The organism is Aeromonas sp. s3, from assembly GCF_040907805.1.
In the GTDB taxonomy this organism is placed as follows: domain Bacteria; phylum Pseudomonadota; class Gammaproteobacteria; order Enterobacterales; family Aeromonadaceae; genus Aeromonas; species Aeromonas dhakensis.
In genome coordinates this window covers 469,771-484,319 of sequence record NZ_JBFOCQ010000006.1, presented here as the reverse complement: position 1 = coordinate 484,319, position 14,549 = coordinate 469,771, and the positions used below count along the sequence as shown (strand labels likewise).

The 14,549-nt window shown below is 61.3% G+C and carries 15 protein-coding genes; 8 read left to right on the top strand and 7 right to left on the bottom strand.

Annotation, left to right across the window (positions count from 1 at the left end; genetic code table 11):
• Positions 1-239 precede the first annotated feature (239 nt).
• Positions 240-611: an Rcs stress response system protein RcsF gene (gene rcsF / locus AB5Y98_RS02885; RefSeq protein ID WP_010633326.1), complete on the top strand. Its 372-nt coding sequence runs from the start codon at positions 240-242 to the stop codon at positions 609-611.
• A 21-nt stretch (positions 612-632) separates the two neighbouring features.
• Positions 633-1,025 carry a DUF488 domain-containing protein gene (locus AB5Y98_RS02880; RefSeq protein WP_005303108.1) on the top strand — a complete coding sequence of 131 codons (393 nt, stop codon included), beginning with the start codon at positions 633-635 and terminating at the stop codon, positions 1,023-1,025.
• Positions 1,026-1,095: 70 nt separating this feature from the next.
• On the opposite strand, the gene AB5Y98_RS02875 is transcribed toward AB5Y98_RS02880, so the two are convergent.
• A complete protein-coding gene (locus AB5Y98_RS02875; protein ID WP_368231287.1) occupies positions 1,096-2,076 on the bottom strand; it encodes an NAD-dependent epimerase/dehydratase family protein in 981 nt (326 codons plus the stop codon).
• Positions 2,077-2,305: 229 nt separating this feature from the next.
• On the opposite strand from AB5Y98_RS02875, the gene tsaA reads away from it, so the two are divergent.
• The gene (gene tsaA, locus AB5Y98_RS02870) at positions 2,306-3,013 is read left to right on the top strand and encodes a tRNA (N6-threonylcarbamoyladenosine(37)-N6)-methyltransferase TrmO (protein WP_010633323.1); all 708 of its coding nucleotides are present in this window, start codon (positions 2,306-2,308) and stop codon (positions 3,011-3,013) included.
• Between the two features lie 39 nt (positions 3,014-3,052).
• Here the strand turns inward: tsaA and AB5Y98_RS02865 are convergent, their stop codons facing one another.
• Genes AB5Y98_RS02865 through AB5Y98_RS02850 form a run of 4 tightly spaced genes read right to left on the bottom strand, consistent with a single transcriptional unit; the run spans position 3,053 to position 7,732 of the window.
• A complete protein-coding gene (locus tag AB5Y98_RS02865; protein ID WP_368231286.1) occupies positions 3,053-4,498 on the bottom strand; it encodes an HD domain-containing phosphohydrolase in 1,446 nt (481 codons plus the stop codon).
• A gap of 50 nt (positions 4,499-4,548) precedes the next feature.
• Positions 4,549-5,670 carry a beta-ketoacyl-ACP synthase III gene (locus tag AB5Y98_RS02860; RefSeq protein ID WP_019839765.1) on the bottom strand — a complete coding sequence of 374 codons (1,122 nt, stop codon included), beginning with the start codon at positions 5,668-5,670 and terminating at the stop codon, positions 4,549-4,551.
• A 55-nt stretch (positions 5,671-5,725) separates the two neighbouring features.
• On the bottom strand, positions 5,726-6,889 hold the full coding sequence (locus tag AB5Y98_RS02855) for a VWA domain-containing protein (protein WP_336290699.1): 1,164 nt from the start codon (positions 6,887-6,889) through the stop codon (positions 5,726-5,728).
• On the bottom strand, positions 6,890-7,732 hold the full coding sequence (locus AB5Y98_RS02850; RefSeq protein ID WP_201891867.1) for a MoxR family ATPase: 843 nt from the start codon (positions 7,730-7,732) through the stop codon (positions 6,890-6,892). It lies immediately after the preceding gene.
• Between the two features lie 167 nt (positions 7,733-7,899).
• On the opposite strand from AB5Y98_RS02850, the gene cysK reads away from it, so the two are divergent.
• From cysK to crr, 4 genes are all read left to right on the top strand, one after another.
• Positions 7,900-8,868: a cysteine synthase A gene (gene cysK / locus AB5Y98_RS02845; protein ID WP_005303122.1), complete on the top strand. Its 969-nt coding sequence runs from the start codon at positions 7,900-7,902 to the stop codon at positions 8,866-8,868.
• A gap of 442 nt (positions 8,869-9,310) precedes the next feature.
• Positions 9,311-9,568, top strand: coding sequence for an HPr family phosphocarrier protein (locus tag AB5Y98_RS02840; protein ID WP_005303128.1), 258 nt, complete (start codon positions 9,311-9,313; stop codon positions 9,566-9,568).
• A gap of 44 nt (positions 9,569-9,612) precedes the next feature.
• Entirely contained in the window at positions 9,613-11,340 is a 1,728-nt protein-coding gene (gene ptsI / locus AB5Y98_RS02835) for a phosphoenolpyruvate-protein phosphotransferase PtsI (RefSeq protein WP_005303130.1), read from the top strand.
• 43 nt (positions 11,341-11,383) lie between these two features.
• Positions 11,384-11,893 (top strand): PTS glucose transporter subunit IIA, encoded by a 510-nt coding sequence (gene crr / locus AB5Y98_RS02830; RefSeq protein ID WP_005303134.1) that lies wholly within the window; start codon positions 11,384-11,386, stop codon positions 11,891-11,893.
• Positions 11,894-11,969: 76 nt separating this feature from the next.
• Here crr and AB5Y98_RS02825 read toward each other — a convergent pair whose 3' ends face one another.
• On the bottom strand, positions 11,970-12,932 hold the full coding sequence (locus AB5Y98_RS02825; RefSeq protein WP_010633317.1) for a GGDEF domain-containing protein: 963 nt from the start codon (positions 12,930-12,932) through the stop codon (positions 11,970-11,972).
• A 343-nt stretch (positions 12,933-13,275) separates the two neighbouring features.
• Between AB5Y98_RS02825 and AB5Y98_RS02820 the strand changes: the two genes are divergently transcribed.
• Positions 13,276-13,824, top strand: a complete 549-nt coding sequence (locus AB5Y98_RS02820; RefSeq protein ID WP_017765108.1) for a cytochrome b — start codon at positions 13,276-13,278, stop codon at positions 13,822-13,824.
• A gap of 41 nt (positions 13,825-13,865) precedes the next feature.
• Here the strand turns inward: AB5Y98_RS02820 and AB5Y98_RS02815 are convergent, their stop codons facing one another.
• Positions 13,866-14,507: a polymer-forming cytoskeletal protein gene (locus tag AB5Y98_RS02815; RefSeq protein WP_368231285.1), complete on the bottom strand. Its 642-nt coding sequence runs from the start codon at positions 14,505-14,507 to the stop codon at positions 13,866-13,868.
• Between the last annotated feature and the right edge of the window lie 42 nt (positions 14,508-14,549).

Sequence of the window (14,549 nt, the reverse complement as noted above, 5' to 3'; positions counted from 1 at the left end):
GGGGCGCCCGGTGCGCCCCTCTCTCATGACAGCAGGCCAGTCATCTCTGTCGGCGGCGTGAAGCTGCACGGGCAACACGTGGCCGGATCCTTGTCACACCCCGCCCATACGGCTAAAAATGGGGCTGGTCGCCACCGTCGACTGGCCCCTATAATGGCTCCTTCGCTATTCCACAAGATGCCGACATGGAGCGCCTGCGCCTTGCTACTGTCCTCATCACCGACACAAGATACGAGACGATGAAACGCCTGATCCTGATGATGCCCCTGATTGCCTCCGGCTGCGCCGACTTTGCCTTCAACAGCAATCTGGACAAAGAGAACTTCGACGAGTACTTCAAACCGGGCAGCGTTCAGATCTATGAACAGGGCCAGCTGGCCGATCTCAACTACCTCTACCTCGGCACCGTCGAAGGGGAGTCCTGCCAGAGCGATGCCAAGCAGCCGATCCCCAACGCCGGCGAGGCCCGCACCCTGGCCCGCCGCCGCGTGGCCGACATGGGCGGTAACGGCGTCACCTTCGACAAGTGCGCCGAATTCAGCGACACCCCGGGCTGCCTGAAGCAGGTGATCTGCTACGGTCAGGCGCTGAAAGTCGCCACCGAGAAATAAGCGCAACTGCAAGGAGCCTGCATGGCACTGGCCATCGTTCGCCTCGGCACACCCCGCCTGCCCGACGAGGGACTGCGGATCGGCACAGTGCGCCGCCCGCCCCGCGGCGTGCCCAAAACCGAATTTGCCAGCCAGGATTGGTACGACGTCTGGTTCCCCAATCTCGCCCCCAGCAACGACACCATGAAGCTGGGCCAGGCTGCCGAGACGCCCGCCCAGTGGAGCGCCTTCTGCAAACAGTACAAGGCAGAGCTGGCCACTCCCGCCGCCAGGCACGATCTGGCGCTGCTGGCCGCCCTCTCCCACACCACCAACCTGTCGGTGGGCTGTTACTGCGAGCAGGAGTCCCGCTGTCATCGCGCCATCTTGCGCGAGCAACTGACCGCCGCCGGCGCCGCCATGCGCGCCGAATAACGCCGCTCACATCAGACAGAAAAGGGCATCGAGAGATGCCCTTTTGCTTTGCTGCCGCACTTGTTGGCCCCTAGCGGACCAGCTGACGCAGCCGCGCCTCCTGCTCGGCGGTGATGCCGGTGGCCACCACAGCGTCCGGCGCGCCGGCCAGCCACTCGGCCACATCCGCCACCGTCTCCTCCAGCGGCCGAAAGTTGAGGCCCTGCACGATGGCCGCCTCGGCGCTGATGAGGCCATAGCCGGCATACTCGGGCTGTGCATTGGGCAACAGGGTCGGGTAGCTCTGCCAGGGCTCCACCCCGGCGGCCAGCAGCGCGGGCCAGGGCGCCCATTCGGGCAGGATCGGGGTCGCGGGGGCCAGCCTGGCGGCCAGGCGATCCACCCAGTCGCTCAGCGCGATACCGGGCTTGACCAGATTGAAGATGCCGCTCAATTGCTGCTCGGCGGCCCGCAGCACGAACTCGGCGCAGTCGCGCACGTCCAGATATTGCAACCGATCTTCCCCCTGCCCCGGCAGCAGCCAGGGGCCGCCCCGCTGCACCCGCGTGACCCACCAGGCCAGCCGGCCGGTGGGATCATGGGGGCCGCACAAGACGCCCGGGCGCAAGATGCAGAGCCGCTCGCCCCAGCGGGCACGATAGGTCGCCTCGCACAACACCTTGAGGGGGCCGTAATCCTCCGCCATCTCCCCCTCGGCCATCTCGTGCAGCGGCGCCGACTCGTCCTGCCCCGGGTGGGCGAAGTCGCGATAGACACTGATGGTGGAGATGAAGATAAGCCGCTCGCAGCACCCGAGCAGGGCGGCCGACAGGCTCGCCGCCTGTTCGGGGCGATAGCAGCAGGTGTCGATGGCCAGATCCCAGCCATCCTGATGGCGATGCAGCGGGGTCAGGTCCCGATCCCGGTCCCCCTGCAGCTGGGTGAGCTCGCGCCAGTCCGGATGCTGGCGCCGGCCGCGATTGAACAAGGTCACCTCGTGGCCCCAGTCCAGCGCCAGTGAGGCGAGATGGCGACCCAGAAATCCGGTGCCGCCGATGATCAGCAGTTTCATCCCTGTCTCTCCTGTGCGGCGCGGCCCATCCTCGATGGCCACGCTGGTTGTGCCGGCCCGCCCTGCCAGCGGACGGACCTTTCACTCTTCCTGCGCTCACCCTACGCAAGTTGGCGGCGCGATACAGCCTTCGGGCGGCCGGGATGGGAGCAAGATCACGGCAAGCGGGTACGCCTGCGTTTTAAGGGCTGCTGTGCTACATTGCCGAGGTTTTCAGTCAGGATCCGCCATGAAGTTCGAAATCGACACCCTGGGTATCATCCGCTCTCCCTACAAGGAGAAGTTCGCCATCCCGCGCCAGCCCGGTCTGGTCAAATCGGCCCGCGCCCGCCTCGAGCTGCTGCCCCCCTACGATCAGCCGGACGTGCTGCGTGGCATCGAGCAGTTCTCCCACCTCTGGCTCAGCTTCGTGTTTCACCAGACCATGGAGCAGGGCTGGCACCCGACGGTGCGCCCGCCACGCCTGGGCGGCAACGAGCGGGTCGGGGTATTTGCCACCCGCTCCACCTTTCGTCCCAACCCCCTCGGCCTCTCGGTAGTCGAGCTGCACGGGGTCGGCCGTGAGCGCGGCAAGCTCTGGCTCGAGCTAGGGGCGGTGGACCTGCTCGATGGCACTCCCATCGTCGACATCAAGCCCTATGTTCCCTATGCCGACAGCCTGCCGGATGCCCGCGGCGGTTTCGCCCCCGATGCCCCCACCCCGCCGCTGGCGGTGAGTTTCAGCCCCGAGGCGGAGCAGCAGCTGCAACCCTGGCTCAAGGCCCACCCCGAGCTGCGCCTGCTGGTGAGCGAGGTGTTGGCCCAGGATCCCCGCCCCGCCTACAAGAAGGGCAAGCCGGATGACAAGGAGTACGGCGTCAGACTGTTTGACTGCAACGTGCGCTTTCGCATCAGCGAGCCCAACTGCCTGGTGCTCGCCATCGAGCCGGCCCAGTGAGCCAGCCATAAAAAAACCACCCGTTCGGGTGGTTTTTTGTCAGTCGTGATCCTTGTGCCTGAGGGCAATCTGGCGAAATTCCTCCTCGCAGGCGAGGAAGGCGTCGACGATGGCCGGATCGAAGTGGCGACCACACCCCTCCACTATGATGGTTCTGGCCTGCTCATGGCTGAAGGCGGGCTTGTAGACCCGTTTCGAGATGAGGGCGTCGTAGACATCCGCCAGCGCCATCAGCCGCCCCGACAAGGGGATCGCCTCCCCCGCCAGCCCGGCCGGATAGCCGCTGCCATCCCACTTCTCGTGGTGAGTGAGGGAGATCTCCCGCGCCAGCCGCAGGAAGGAGTTGGAACCGAGCTGGGCTTCGGCGCTCGCCAGCGCGTCGGCGCCAATCTGGGGGTGGCGCTTCATGATGGCGAACTCCTCGTCCGTCAGCTTGCCCGGCTTGAGCAGGATGGCATCGGGAATGCCCACCTTGCCCACGTCGTGCAGCGGCGCCGACTTGAACAGCAGATCGATGGTGGCATCGTCCAGCGGATAACGTTCCCAGTCGCTGCGGCTCAGCTGCTCCGCCAGCACCTTGACGTAGAACTGGGTGCGGATGATGTGGGCGCCGGTCTCGTTGTCGCGGGTCTCCGCCAGCGAGGCGAGCCCCAGGATGGCCACGTCCCGGGTCAGGTTGAGCTCGTCCTGGCGCGCCTTCAGCTCGCCGATCATCTGGTTGGTGCCGGCGGCAATCAGGCCGAACTCATCGTCACGGATCACCGGCACCCGCGCCTCCAGATCGCCGCACTGCACCTGCGCCATGGCGCGAGTCTGATGCATCAGTGACAAAGTTAGGTTGCGGCCATAGCCGCGAATGATGAGCCAGAGATAACCGAAGGTCACCACCATCACGAAGGCGATCTCCAGCAAGATGTAGTGCTGGGCATCGAGCCGCGGCAGGCTCTTGTCCACTGTAACCAGCCACTCCAGATCCTTGTTGAACAGCAGGAAGAACACAGCGCCAAGCAGGGTCAGGGTGGTGAAGGCGAACAGGGAGAACTTGCGGGAAACCGGCATGGCCAGCGGCTGGTTCAGCACCAGGCAGGCCTGATGCTCCCGCAGCTTGGCACGCTGCCAGTCCCGCTGCAGCGAGAGATCCGCTGCCACCAGAAAGCCCAGGGTGCTCATCCCCAGCAGGATCTTGAGGTGGCTCTCCAGCGGAAAATCATACCGGATGCCGTTGTAGCCAGAGAGCAGCAAGGCCCCCAGCAGGTAGAAGCCCACCTCCAGCCCGAAGCCTCCCAGCCCCTGACCGGACAGCATCACCTTGCGCAGCAGCTGATCGCGCAGGACAAACATGATGGCGAAAGTCACCAGCGCGGGCCCCAGCAGCTGGGGCAGCGTCAGGCTCTCCAGGAATGGGCAGACCTGCAGCCCGTAAAGACAAAACAGTGACAGCGTCACCCCGTAGTGAAGGGCGCAGCGCCCCGTGATCCTCTGCATGATTCCACCCAAACCTTATCGTCATGACGGCGAGGAGATGACCCCGCCCCTCACAGGCGCCGCAACAGCAGGCTCCCGATCGAATAGCCGGCGCCAAACGAGCAGAGCACGCCGCGGGCCCCCGCGGGAAGGTCGCGATTGTACAGATGGAACGCGATAATGGAACCCGCCGAGCTGGTGTTGCCGTAGCTGTCGAGGATCACCGGCGCCTCCTGCTGGCTGGCATCGTGGCCGAGCAGCTTGCGGGCGATGAACTGGTTCATGGTCAGATTGGCCTGATGGAGCCAGAGGCGGCTCAGGGAATCCGCCGCCCAGCCCTGCTCATCAAGCTGGCCGGCGATCTGATCGCACACCAGCGGCAGCACCTCCTTGAACACCTTGCGCCCCTGCTGGCGGAACAGCTTGTCATCGCCGTAGCGGGTGCGCGGGCTCAGGCGGTTTAAAAAGCCGAAGTTGTTGCGGATGTTGTTGGAGTACTGGGTCACCAGCTTGCTGGCCACCAGTTGCCAGGGGTTGGCCACCTGACAATCGGCCTCCCGCTCCAGCAGCACGGCGGTACAGGCGTCACCGAAGATGAAGTGGCTGTCCCGATCGCGGAAGTTGAGGTGGCCAGAGCAGATCTCCGGATTGACCACCAGCGCCAGTCGGGCGCTGCCAGCCGCCAGCATGTCTGCCGCCGTCTTGATGCCGAAGGTGGCGGAGGAGCAGGCCACGTTCATGTCAAAGGCCATGCCGCTCGCCCCCAGATAGTGCTGCAACTCGATGGAGAGGGCCGGATAGGGGCGCGGCATGTTGGAGGCGGCCACTATCACCAGATCTATTTCCCCCGGCTCGCGACCGGCGGCGATCAGCGCCTGCTCGGCGGCGGCCACCGCCATCTCCACCATGATGGAGGGCTTGTCATCGGGTCGCTCCGCCATCAATGGCTGCATGATGTCGGGATCCAGCACCCCCTCCTTGCTCACCAGATAACGGCTCTTGATGCCGGAGGCCTTCTCGATGAATTCGCTGCTCGAATGCTGTTTGGCGGGCAGCTGGCCGGCGTCGATGGCGGAGGCGTTCTCCTCGTTGTAGAGATCCACGTACTGGTTGAAGGCGGCCACCAGCGCTTCGTTGCTGACGGCAAAGGGAGGGGTATAGAGGCCTGAGCCACTGATCACGATAGAGGTCATCTTTGCTCCTCGCCGGGTTCACTCCCGGCTTGTTGGTCTGTTCGGGTAGAGAGGGTCACAGCTGGTCGATGGCCGCAGCCAGACCCGCCAGGGTCAGCGGGTGCATGCGCCCGCCGATCAATTCGTTCATCAACTTGATGGAGGGGTGCCAGAGCCACTCCCGCCGCAGGGTGGGATTGATCCACACCAGCTTGGGAAAATGCTGCTGCAGGCGGGCCAGCCACACCTGACCGGCCTCCTCGTTCCAATATTCGACGCTGCCGCCAGGCCAGGTGATCTCGTAGGGGCCCATGGTGGCATCCCCCACCAGGATCACCTTGTAGTCGCTGCCGTAGGTGCGCAGCAGGCGCAGGGTGTCGAAGCGCTCCTCGTGCCGGCGGGCGTTGTCTCGCCAGACGAAGTCGTAGAGACAGTTGTGAAAATAGAAGTACTCCAGGTGCTTGAACTCGTGGCGCAGGGCCGAGAAGAGCCGCTGCACCTCGGCCACGTGGGCATCCATGGAGCCTCCCACGTCGAAGAAGACCAGCAGCTTGACCCCGTTGTGGCGCTCGGGTCTGAGCTTCACATCGAGCCAGCCCTGCCTGGCCGTGCTCCGGATGGTGTCGTCGAGATCCAGCTCGTCCGGGCTGCCCTGGCGCACCCAGCGCCTGAGCTTGCGCAGCGCCAGCTGGATGGCCCGTTGCCCCAGCGGCGAGTCGTCGCTGAAGTTGCGATAATGGCGCGCCTCCCACACCTTGACCGCTTTGCCATGCTGGCCCTCTCCCCCCATGCGGATCCCTTCCGGGTGAAAACCGCCGTGGCCGAACGGGCTGCTGCCACCGGTGCCGACCCACTTGTTGCCGCCGGCGTGGCGCTCCTTCTGCTCGTTCAAGCGCTGGTTGAGGGTCGCCAGCAGCTGATCCAGCCCGCCAAGGGATTGGAGCAACGCCTTCTCCTCGGCGCTCAGCAGCCGTTCGAACTCCTTGCGCAGCCACTCATCGGGCAGGCTCTCCGGCAGCAGGGGGATGGCGGCCAGCCCTTCGTAATACTCGGCGAAGGCGCGATCGAAGCGATCGTAGTGAGCCTCGTCTTTTACCAGCAGACAGCGGGAGAGCTGGTAGAACTCGTCCATGTCGAGGCTGGCCAGCCGGGCTGCCAGCGCACCGTGCAAGTCCAGCAGTTCGCGCAGGCTGCAGGGGAGCTGGTGGCGACGCAGGTGGGTAAAAAAATCGATCAGCATCTAGCTACCACGGCGGGCCAGAAAGGCGAGCTTCTCAAAGAGATGCAGGTCCTGCTCTGTCTTGAGCAGGGCGCCGTAGAGGGCGGGCACCAGCTTGCCTGGCTCGCGGGCGCGCATCGCCTCGGGGGCGATGTCGTCAGCCAACAGCAGCCGGATCCAGTCCAACAGCTCCGAGGTGGAGGGTTTCTTGCGCAGTCCCTCTACTTCCCGCAGCTCGAAGAAGAGATCCATCGCCTCGCCGAGCAGGCTCTCCTTGAGATCGGGGTAGTGAAGTTTGACGATGGCCTGCATCTCGGCCTTGTCGGGGAAGCGGATGTAGTGAAAGAAACAGCGGCGCAGGAAGGCATCCGGCAGCTCTTTTTCATTGTTGGAGGTGATGATGACCACTGGGCGCTGGCGGGCCTTGATGCGCTCGCCGGTTTCATAGACGTCGAACTCCATCCGATCCAGCTCCTGCAGCAGATCGTTGGGAAACTCGATATCCGCCTTGTCGATTTCATCGATAAGCAGCACAGGACGCTGGTCGGCAGTGAAGGCCTGCCACAGCTTGCCACGGCGGATGTAGTGGCCTATCTCCCCCACCCTGGGGTCGCCGAGCTGGGAGTCCCGCAGCCTGGCCACCGCATCATACTCATAGAGCCCCTGCTGGGCCTTGGTGGTGGATTTGATGTGCCAGGCGATAAGTTCGGTGCCCAGATGGCTGGCCACGGCCTCTGCCAGCTCGGTCTTGCCCGTGCCGGGTTCACCCTTGATGAGCAGCGGCTTCTCCAGCACGATGGCGGCATTGACCGCCATCTTGAGCGCCTCTGAGGCGAGATAGCGATCGCTTCCTGCAAATCCCATAACGTCCATTCCTTTGACGACGAGAGACCTTTTCGCGAGGGAGGTCTCAATAAGAAAGAATAAGCTCTATATCTTGTAATAACATATTGTTATAACAAATCGTCACTTCTCATTCAGAAACCACAGGGTAATCTTGTTTCATCGCCGTAACAAACAGGGATAGCACCATGAGCAAAATTTTTGAGGACAACAGCCAGACCATAGGTCACACCCCTCTGGTTCGTCTCAACCGTGTTACCAAGGGCCGCGTGCTGGCCAAGATTGAGAGCCGAAACCCGAGCTTCAGCGTCAAGTGCCGTATCGGCGCCAACCTGATCTGGGATGCCGAGAAGCGCGGCGTGCTGACCAAGGGCAAGGAGATCATCGAACCCACCAGCGGCAACACGGGTATTGCTCTGGCCTTCGTGGCCGCCGCCCGTGGCTATCCCATCACATTGACCATGCCGGCCACCATGAGCCTGGAACGCCGCAAGCTGCTCAAGGCACTCGGCGCCAACCTGGTGCTGACCGAAGGGCCGCTCGGCATGAAGGGGGCCATTGCCAAGGCCAACGAGATCCTCGAGTCCGAGCCCGGCAAATACGTGCTGCTGCAACAGTTTGAAAACCCGGCCAACCCGGAAATCCACGAGAAGACCACTGGTCCCGAGATCTGGGATGCCACCGATGGCGACGTGGATGTGTTCGTGGCCGGCGTCGGTACCGGCGGCACCATTACCGGTGTCTCCCGCTACCTGAAACAGACCAAGGGCAAGGCGGTGGTCTCCGTTGCCGTCGAACCGAGCGAATCGCCGGTGATCAGCCAGCGTCTGGCCGGCCTTGAAATCAAACCGGGTCCCCACAAGATCCAGGGCATAGGTGCCGGCTTCATCCCGGGCAACCTGGACCTCACCCTGCTGGACCGCGTCGAACAGGTAAGCAGCGATGACGCCATCGAAATGGCTCGCCGCCTGATGGAAGAGGAAGGCATTCTGGCGGGCATCAGCTCAGGTGCCGCCGTGGTGGCCGCAGCTCGCCTCGCCGAGCTGCCGGAGTTTGAAGGCAAGACCATAGTGGTCATCCTGCCGAGCGCTGCCGAGCGCTACCTCTCCAGCGCCCTGTTTGCCGGGGTGTTCAGCGAACAAGAGCTGCAGCAATAAGTGATCGGATTATTTCAAAACAACGGCGCTCCCAGGAGCGCCGTTTCTTTATGGGCTAGACTGAGCACTTGGCAGCGCCAGTCGACCCCTTATTTTTCGGGGTAAAATAACAAGCAAAGCAGTGACGAAAAAAGCAGACATTCTGTGATAAATCTCATATCCTGTGCCGCGTCACGAGGTGTTTGCCGACTAGGTATCACAAAGTAACAAAGTGTTATTTTTCGTTATAAAATAATTTCAGGCCAGCATTGACGCGGCTTGTAGCGCGATAACGGAAAAGAGTTGAGGCAGACACCGAATACTGCACAGAAAATTGACCTGGATTAAACCATTGCAGGTCTGATTTCGTTACTTTACAACATATCCATACTGACACGGTGCGAGAAGGAAGCGTCAAAAGCATCCCTCACACCAAAAAATATCAATAATATGGGGTGAAACCATGTACGAGAAGTCTGTTGTTATTACTGCTGAAAACGGCCTGCACACCCGTCCGGCAGCTCAGTTCGTGAAAGAAGCCAAAGAATTCCAAAGCGAGATCACTGTGGTCTCCGGTGGCAAATCCGCCAGCGCCAAGAGCCTGTTCAAGCTGCAGACCCTGGGCCTGACCAAAGGCACCAACGTGACCATCCAGGCCGACGGCCCGGACGCTCAGAAAGCCGTTGAGAAGCTGGTTGCCCTGATGGACGAGCTGGAGTAATCCAGCTTTATTCCTCCCCCACAGTCGTTTTAATAGGAAGGATTATGATATCTGGCATTCTTGCGTCCCCCGGTATCGCATTCGGCAAGGCGCTTCTTCTGAAAGAAGATGAAATCGTTATCAATCAGGGCAAAATCGCTGCCGAACAGATTGATGCCGAAATCAACCGCTTCCTCGAAGCCCGCACCAAGTCAGCCGCACAGCTGGAAGCCATCAAAGAGATGGCCGGTCGCACCTTCGGTGAAGAAAAAGAGGCCATCTTCGAAGGCCACATCATGCTGCTCGAAGATGAAGAGCTGGAAGGGGATATCAGATCCTTCATCAAAGACAACAAGGCCACCGCTGACAAGGCCATCTACGAGGTCATCGAGCAGTACGCGAAGATGATGGCCGAGCTGGATGACCCCTATCTGCGCGAGCGCGCCACCGACTTCCGTGACATCGGCACCCGTCTGGTCAAGAACGTACTGGGCATCGCCGTTGTCAACCTGAGCACCATCGACGAAGAGGTGATCCTGGTCGCCAAAGACCTGACCCCGTCCGAAACCGCTCAGATCAACCTGAAATACGTGCTGGGTTTCGTCACCGACATCGGTGGCCGTACTTCCCACACCTCCATCATGGCCCGCTCCCTGGAGCTGCCGGCCATCGTGGGTACCAACGACATCACCGAGCGCGTCAAGAATGGTGACGTGCTGGTGCTGGACGCGATCAACAACCAGATCGTCCTCAACCCGACTGCCGAACAGCTGGCCAAGTTCAAAGAGATCCAGGCCCAGTTCCAGGCCGAGAAAGACGAGCTGGCCAAGCTGAAAGATCTGCCCGCCATCACCCTGGATGGCCATCAGGTCGAAGTGTGCGCCAACATTGGTACCGTCAAGGATACCGAGGGTGCCATCCGCAACGGCGCCGAAGGCGTGGGTCTGTACCGCACCGAGTTCCTGTTCATGGACCGTGATGCGCTGCCGACCGAAGACGAGCAGTTCAAAGCCTACAAAGAAGTGGCCGAAGCGATGCCGGATCAGCCGATCATCGTGCGCACCATGGACATCGGCGGCGACAAAGAACTGCCCTACATGAATTTCCCGAAAGAGATGAACCCCTTCCTGGGCTGGCGTGCCGTGCGGATCTTCTTCGATCGCGCCGACATCATGCACGCCCAGCTGCGGGCCATCCTGCGTGCGTCTGCCTTCGGCAAACTGCGCATCATGTTCCCGATGATCATCTCCGTCGAAGAGTTCCGCAGCCTGAAGGCCACCGTAGAGACGCTGAAAGCCGAACTGCGTGCCGAAGGCAAAGCCTTTGATGAATCCATCGAAGTGGGTATCATGATCGAGACCCCGGCTGCTGCCGTGATGGCTCATCATCTGGCCAAGGAAGTGGATTTCTTCAGTATCGGTACCAACGATTTGACCCAGTACACCCTGGCCGTCGACCGTGGTAACGAGATGATTTCCGCCATGTACAACCCGCTGTCACCCTCCGTCCTGACCCTGATCAAGATGGTTATCGATGCATCCCACGCCGAAGGCAAGTGGACCGGTATGTGTGGTGAACTGGCTGGTGACGAGCGTGCCACCCTGCTGCTGCTGGGTATGGGTCTGGATGAGTTCTCCATGAGCGCCATCTCTGTACCGCGTATCAAGAAGCTTATCCGCAACACCAACTTCGAAGATGTGAAGGCCATGGCTGATCAAGCGCTGAGCTTTGCCACCGCCGCCGAAATCGAAGCCTGTGTAGATAACTTTATTAAGCAGAAGGCAGTCTGCTAAGATCGGCTGCAAACAGCGACAATCATCTCTAGGAGCTTTTACTATGGGTCTGTTTGATAAACTGAAGAAACTGGTTTCCGATGACAGCTCTGATACCGGCGGCATCGAAATTTTTGCCCCGCTGTCAGGCGAAATCGTACCGATCGAAGATGTGCCCGACGTGGTCTTCGCCGAGAAGATCGTCGGTGACGGCATCGCCATCAAGCCGGCCGGCAACAAGATGGTTGCTCCGTGCGACGGCACCATCGGCAAGATCTTCGAGACCAACCACGCGTTCTCGCTGGAATCCGACTCTGGTATCGAGCTGTTCGTTCACTTCGGTATCGACACCGTTGAGCTGAAAGGCGAAGGCTTCAAGCGCATCGCTCAGGAAGGTCAACAGGTCAAGCGCGGTGACACCATCATCGAGTTCGATCTGGCCGTTCTGGAAGCCAAAGCCAAATCTACCCTGACTCCGGTGGTCATCTCCAACATGGACGAGATCAAAGAGCTGGTGAAGATGACGGGTGCCGTGACCGTGGGCGAGACCCCGGTGATCCGCATCAAGAAATAAGGCCGCCCGGGCAAGCGCCCGCCGCCGTACAAAAAACCGAAGCCCTGGCTTCGGTTTTTTTATGGGCGCCTTCCAGCTACTCCTTGCCGAAGACCACCTGGTTGCGCCCGTTGCTCTTGGCCTGATAGAGCGCCTTGTCAGCCACCTGCAGCAGGTTGTCGCTGCTCTGGCCCTTGCCCAGGGTGGCACAGCCCAGGCTCATCGTCAGGGAGAAGTTCTGCCCCTCCCACGCGACCACATGGCCGACAAACTGCCGGCGCAACTGCTCGGCCCGCTCGACCACAAGCTCAGCATCCACCCCGGGCAGGATCAGCAAAAACTCCTCTCCGCCCCAGCGGGCCAGGTGCTCCCCGGCTCGCAGCTGGCCAGTCATGATGCGGGCCACCTCGCACAGCGCCGCATCCCCGGCGGGATGCCCGTAGCGATCATTGATCTGCTTGAAGTGATCGATGTCGCCCAGGATCACCGAGAAGGGTTCTCCCTGCAGCCAGAGCGCCTGCAACTGCTGCCCGGCGGCACGCCGGTTGCCGAGCTCGGTCAGTGGATCGGTGCAGGAGATCCGGCTCACCTCCTCTATCATGCAGTGCAGATCGTGAATGTCGCGCAGAGTCACTATGTGCCAGCCCGGCATGGCATCGGCTTTCAACTGGGCCGTGATGGTAAACCAGCGCTGCTGGCCGCTCTTGCAGTAAAGCAGGGCATTCATCTCGGCCACCGCAGCCCCGCTTGCCAGGCTGCTCATCACCGCCTGGTTCCAACGCGAGATGGCCAGTGCCCTGCTCTCCTCGTCGCGATAGACGGTGGCAAACCAACTGGCCATGTCAGGCAGATCCGTCAGGTCGTAACCCAGTTGCGTCACGAAAGCCCGGTTCAGGAACCTGTGATGGCGGGCGGGGATCTCCGACAGCCGGGTGGGGATGCTGTCCAGCGTCTCGCTGCAGGCCGACTCCGAGATCAGGATCGGAAACGGGATCACGTCGAAGGAGCGAAACAGGATCTGCTGCAGCTCGGTCAGGATCACGGGATCTGTGATGGTCAAGGTAATTCCCTTCACCTGTTGAGGATTTTATTAAAGGTAAATGAGGGAAGAAGAGGGGTAAAGCCCTCATTGAACTGGGCTGGGTGCCCGGTTCCCGGCCGCTGCACACCCTGCTCTGCGGCTTTGCATCAACCGTTCGCCCCCTGGCAGCCTCTCCCGGATGAGCGAAACCAGCTCTTCGACCGGTGCGCTGCCGGCCTGTTACAAATAGCATGTTAAAAACACACAGAGATCAAGGTTTTGACACATCTTCGCAGTAACATGGAAAAAGTGGCCCGGAGGCAGGACGCCCACCCGATGAGACCACCCGTGATGCAATGCAAGCCCCGAGAAGGATACGAACATGTTGAAAAATACCGAACAACGTTATGGCAGCCTGAGCATAGGGCTGCACTGGTTGACCCTGCTGCTGATGATCGCCGTCTATGCGCTGATGGAGTTCAGGGACATCTTCCCCAAAGGGTCGGCCGGCCGCGACCTGATGAAGGAGTTTCACTTCATGGTGGGTCTGCTGATCCTGGCGCTGGTGGTAGTACGTCTGCTGGTACGCGCGAGCAGCCCCTCACCGCGCATCGTGCCCGAGCTCTCCCCCCTGATGCTCAAGCTGGCCAAGCTCGCCCACCTGGCGCTCTATGGCTTCCTGATCCTCACCCCGCTGCTGGGCTGGCTGCTGCTGAGCGCGGGCGGCAAGCCCATCCCCTTCTTCGGCCTTGAGCTTCCCGCCCTCATCGCCCCCAACGACGGCCTGAAGGGCACCATCAAGGAGCTGCACGAGACGCTGGCCAACATTGGCTATGCCCTGATTGCCCTGCACGCGGCGGCATCCATCTACCACCACCACGTGCTCAAGGACAACACCCTGACCAATATGCTGCCAGAGCGACGCAGTTAATCCCTTGTCTGCAGAGAGGGGCGTACTCGCCCCTCTTTTGATCAGGCCTGTTTGGCCACCACCTCGACGGTATCGGCAGCCTTGTTTTTACCTTCAGGCTGCAGTTGCTTGACGTTGCCCTTGCTCTCGCCCTTCTGCTCCTCCTGAGACTGGGACTGGCCGACAAACTGGCCTCCCTTGCGGATGGAGAGGCTCCCGCCCTTGAACAACCCCTTCATCTTGCCGCTTTCGAGTATCTCCACCTCGCTCGAGGCGCAGGTGCCGTCCAGGGTGCCATTGATGATCACATGGGCTGCGCTGACATCCCCTTCAATCCGGCCGCCTTCCATGATGCGTACCGTCCCGCCGTTCAGTTGCAGCGTCCCGACGAACTGGCCATACACATCCAGATTACCCTCCACCTGCAACTCGCCCTTGAAACGGGCCCCCTTGGCGATCACCGTCGTCGTGCTCCCCGCCCCGACCATCTCAGACTCATTGCGCTTTCGTCCAAACATCTTGGTTTTCTCCACCATCAACAGCAGCACCATCAGTAGCAACGGCACTATGGGTAATTTGTAATATGCAGATCCCGCCACATAGAGCAGCAACGCCAGGCCCCAGCAGAACCAGATGAAATACAGCGCGTCACTGCGTGGCCGCATCGCGATGCGAGCCAGGATCCTTTCAGGCATCAATGTCATTGACCATTCCCTCTTGCGGGCAGATGGATGCAAGACCGGGGT

What these genes read in the sequence shown, in the direction of transcription:
- AB5Y98_RS02875 (WP_368231287.1), bottom strand. Translation starts at nt 2,076, where the DNA reads ATGAAACTGCTGATCATCGGCGGCACCGGATTTCTGGGTCGCCATCTC.
- tsaA (WP_010633323.1), top strand. Translation starts at nt 2,306, where the DNA reads ATGAAGTTCGAAATCGACACCCTGGGTATCATCCGCTCTCCCTACAAG.
- ptsI (WP_005303130.1), top strand. Translation starts at nt 9,613, where the DNA reads ATGATATCTGGCATTCTTGCGTCCCCCGGTATCGCATTCGGCAAGGCG.
- AB5Y98_RS02880 (WP_005303108.1), top strand. Translation starts at nt 633, where the DNA reads ATGGCACTGGCCATCGTTCGCCTCGGCACACCCCGCCTGCCCGACGAG.
- rcsF (WP_010633326.1), top strand. Translation starts at nt 240, where the DNA reads ATGAAACGCCTGATCCTGATGATGCCCCTGATTGCCTCCGGCTGCGCC.
- cysK (WP_005303122.1), top strand. Translation starts at nt 7,900, where the DNA reads ATGAGCAAAATTTTTGAGGACAACAGCCAGACCATAGGTCACACCCCT.
- AB5Y98_RS02840 (WP_005303128.1), top strand. Translation starts at nt 9,311, where the DNA reads ATGTACGAGAAGTCTGTTGTTATTACTGCTGAAAACGGCCTGCACACC.
- AB5Y98_RS02850 (WP_201891867.1), bottom strand. Translation starts at nt 7,732, where the DNA reads ATGGGATTTGCAGGAAGCGATCGCTATCTCGCCTCAGAGGCGCTCAAG.
- crr (WP_005303134.1), top strand. Translation starts at nt 11,384, where the DNA reads ATGGGTCTGTTTGATAAACTGAAGAAACTGGTTTCCGATGACAGCTCT.
- AB5Y98_RS02860 (WP_019839765.1), bottom strand. Translation starts at nt 5,670, where the DNA reads ATGACCTCTATCGTGATCAGTGGCTCAGGCCTCTATACCCCTCCCTTT.
- AB5Y98_RS02865 (WP_368231286.1), bottom strand. Translation starts at nt 4,498, where the DNA reads ATGCAGAGGATCACGGGGCGCTGCGCCCTTCACTACGGGGTGACGCTG.
- AB5Y98_RS02820 (WP_017765108.1), top strand. Translation starts at nt 13,276, where the DNA reads ATGTTGAAAAATACCGAACAACGTTATGGCAGCCTGAGCATAGGGCTG.
- AB5Y98_RS02855 (WP_336290699.1), bottom strand. Translation starts at nt 6,889, where the DNA reads ATGCTGATCGATTTTTTTACCCACCTGCGTCGCCACCAGCTCCCCTGC.
- AB5Y98_RS02815 (WP_368231285.1), bottom strand. Translation starts at nt 14,507, where the DNA reads ATGACATTGATGCCTGAAAGGATCCTGGCTCGCATCGCGATGCGGCCA.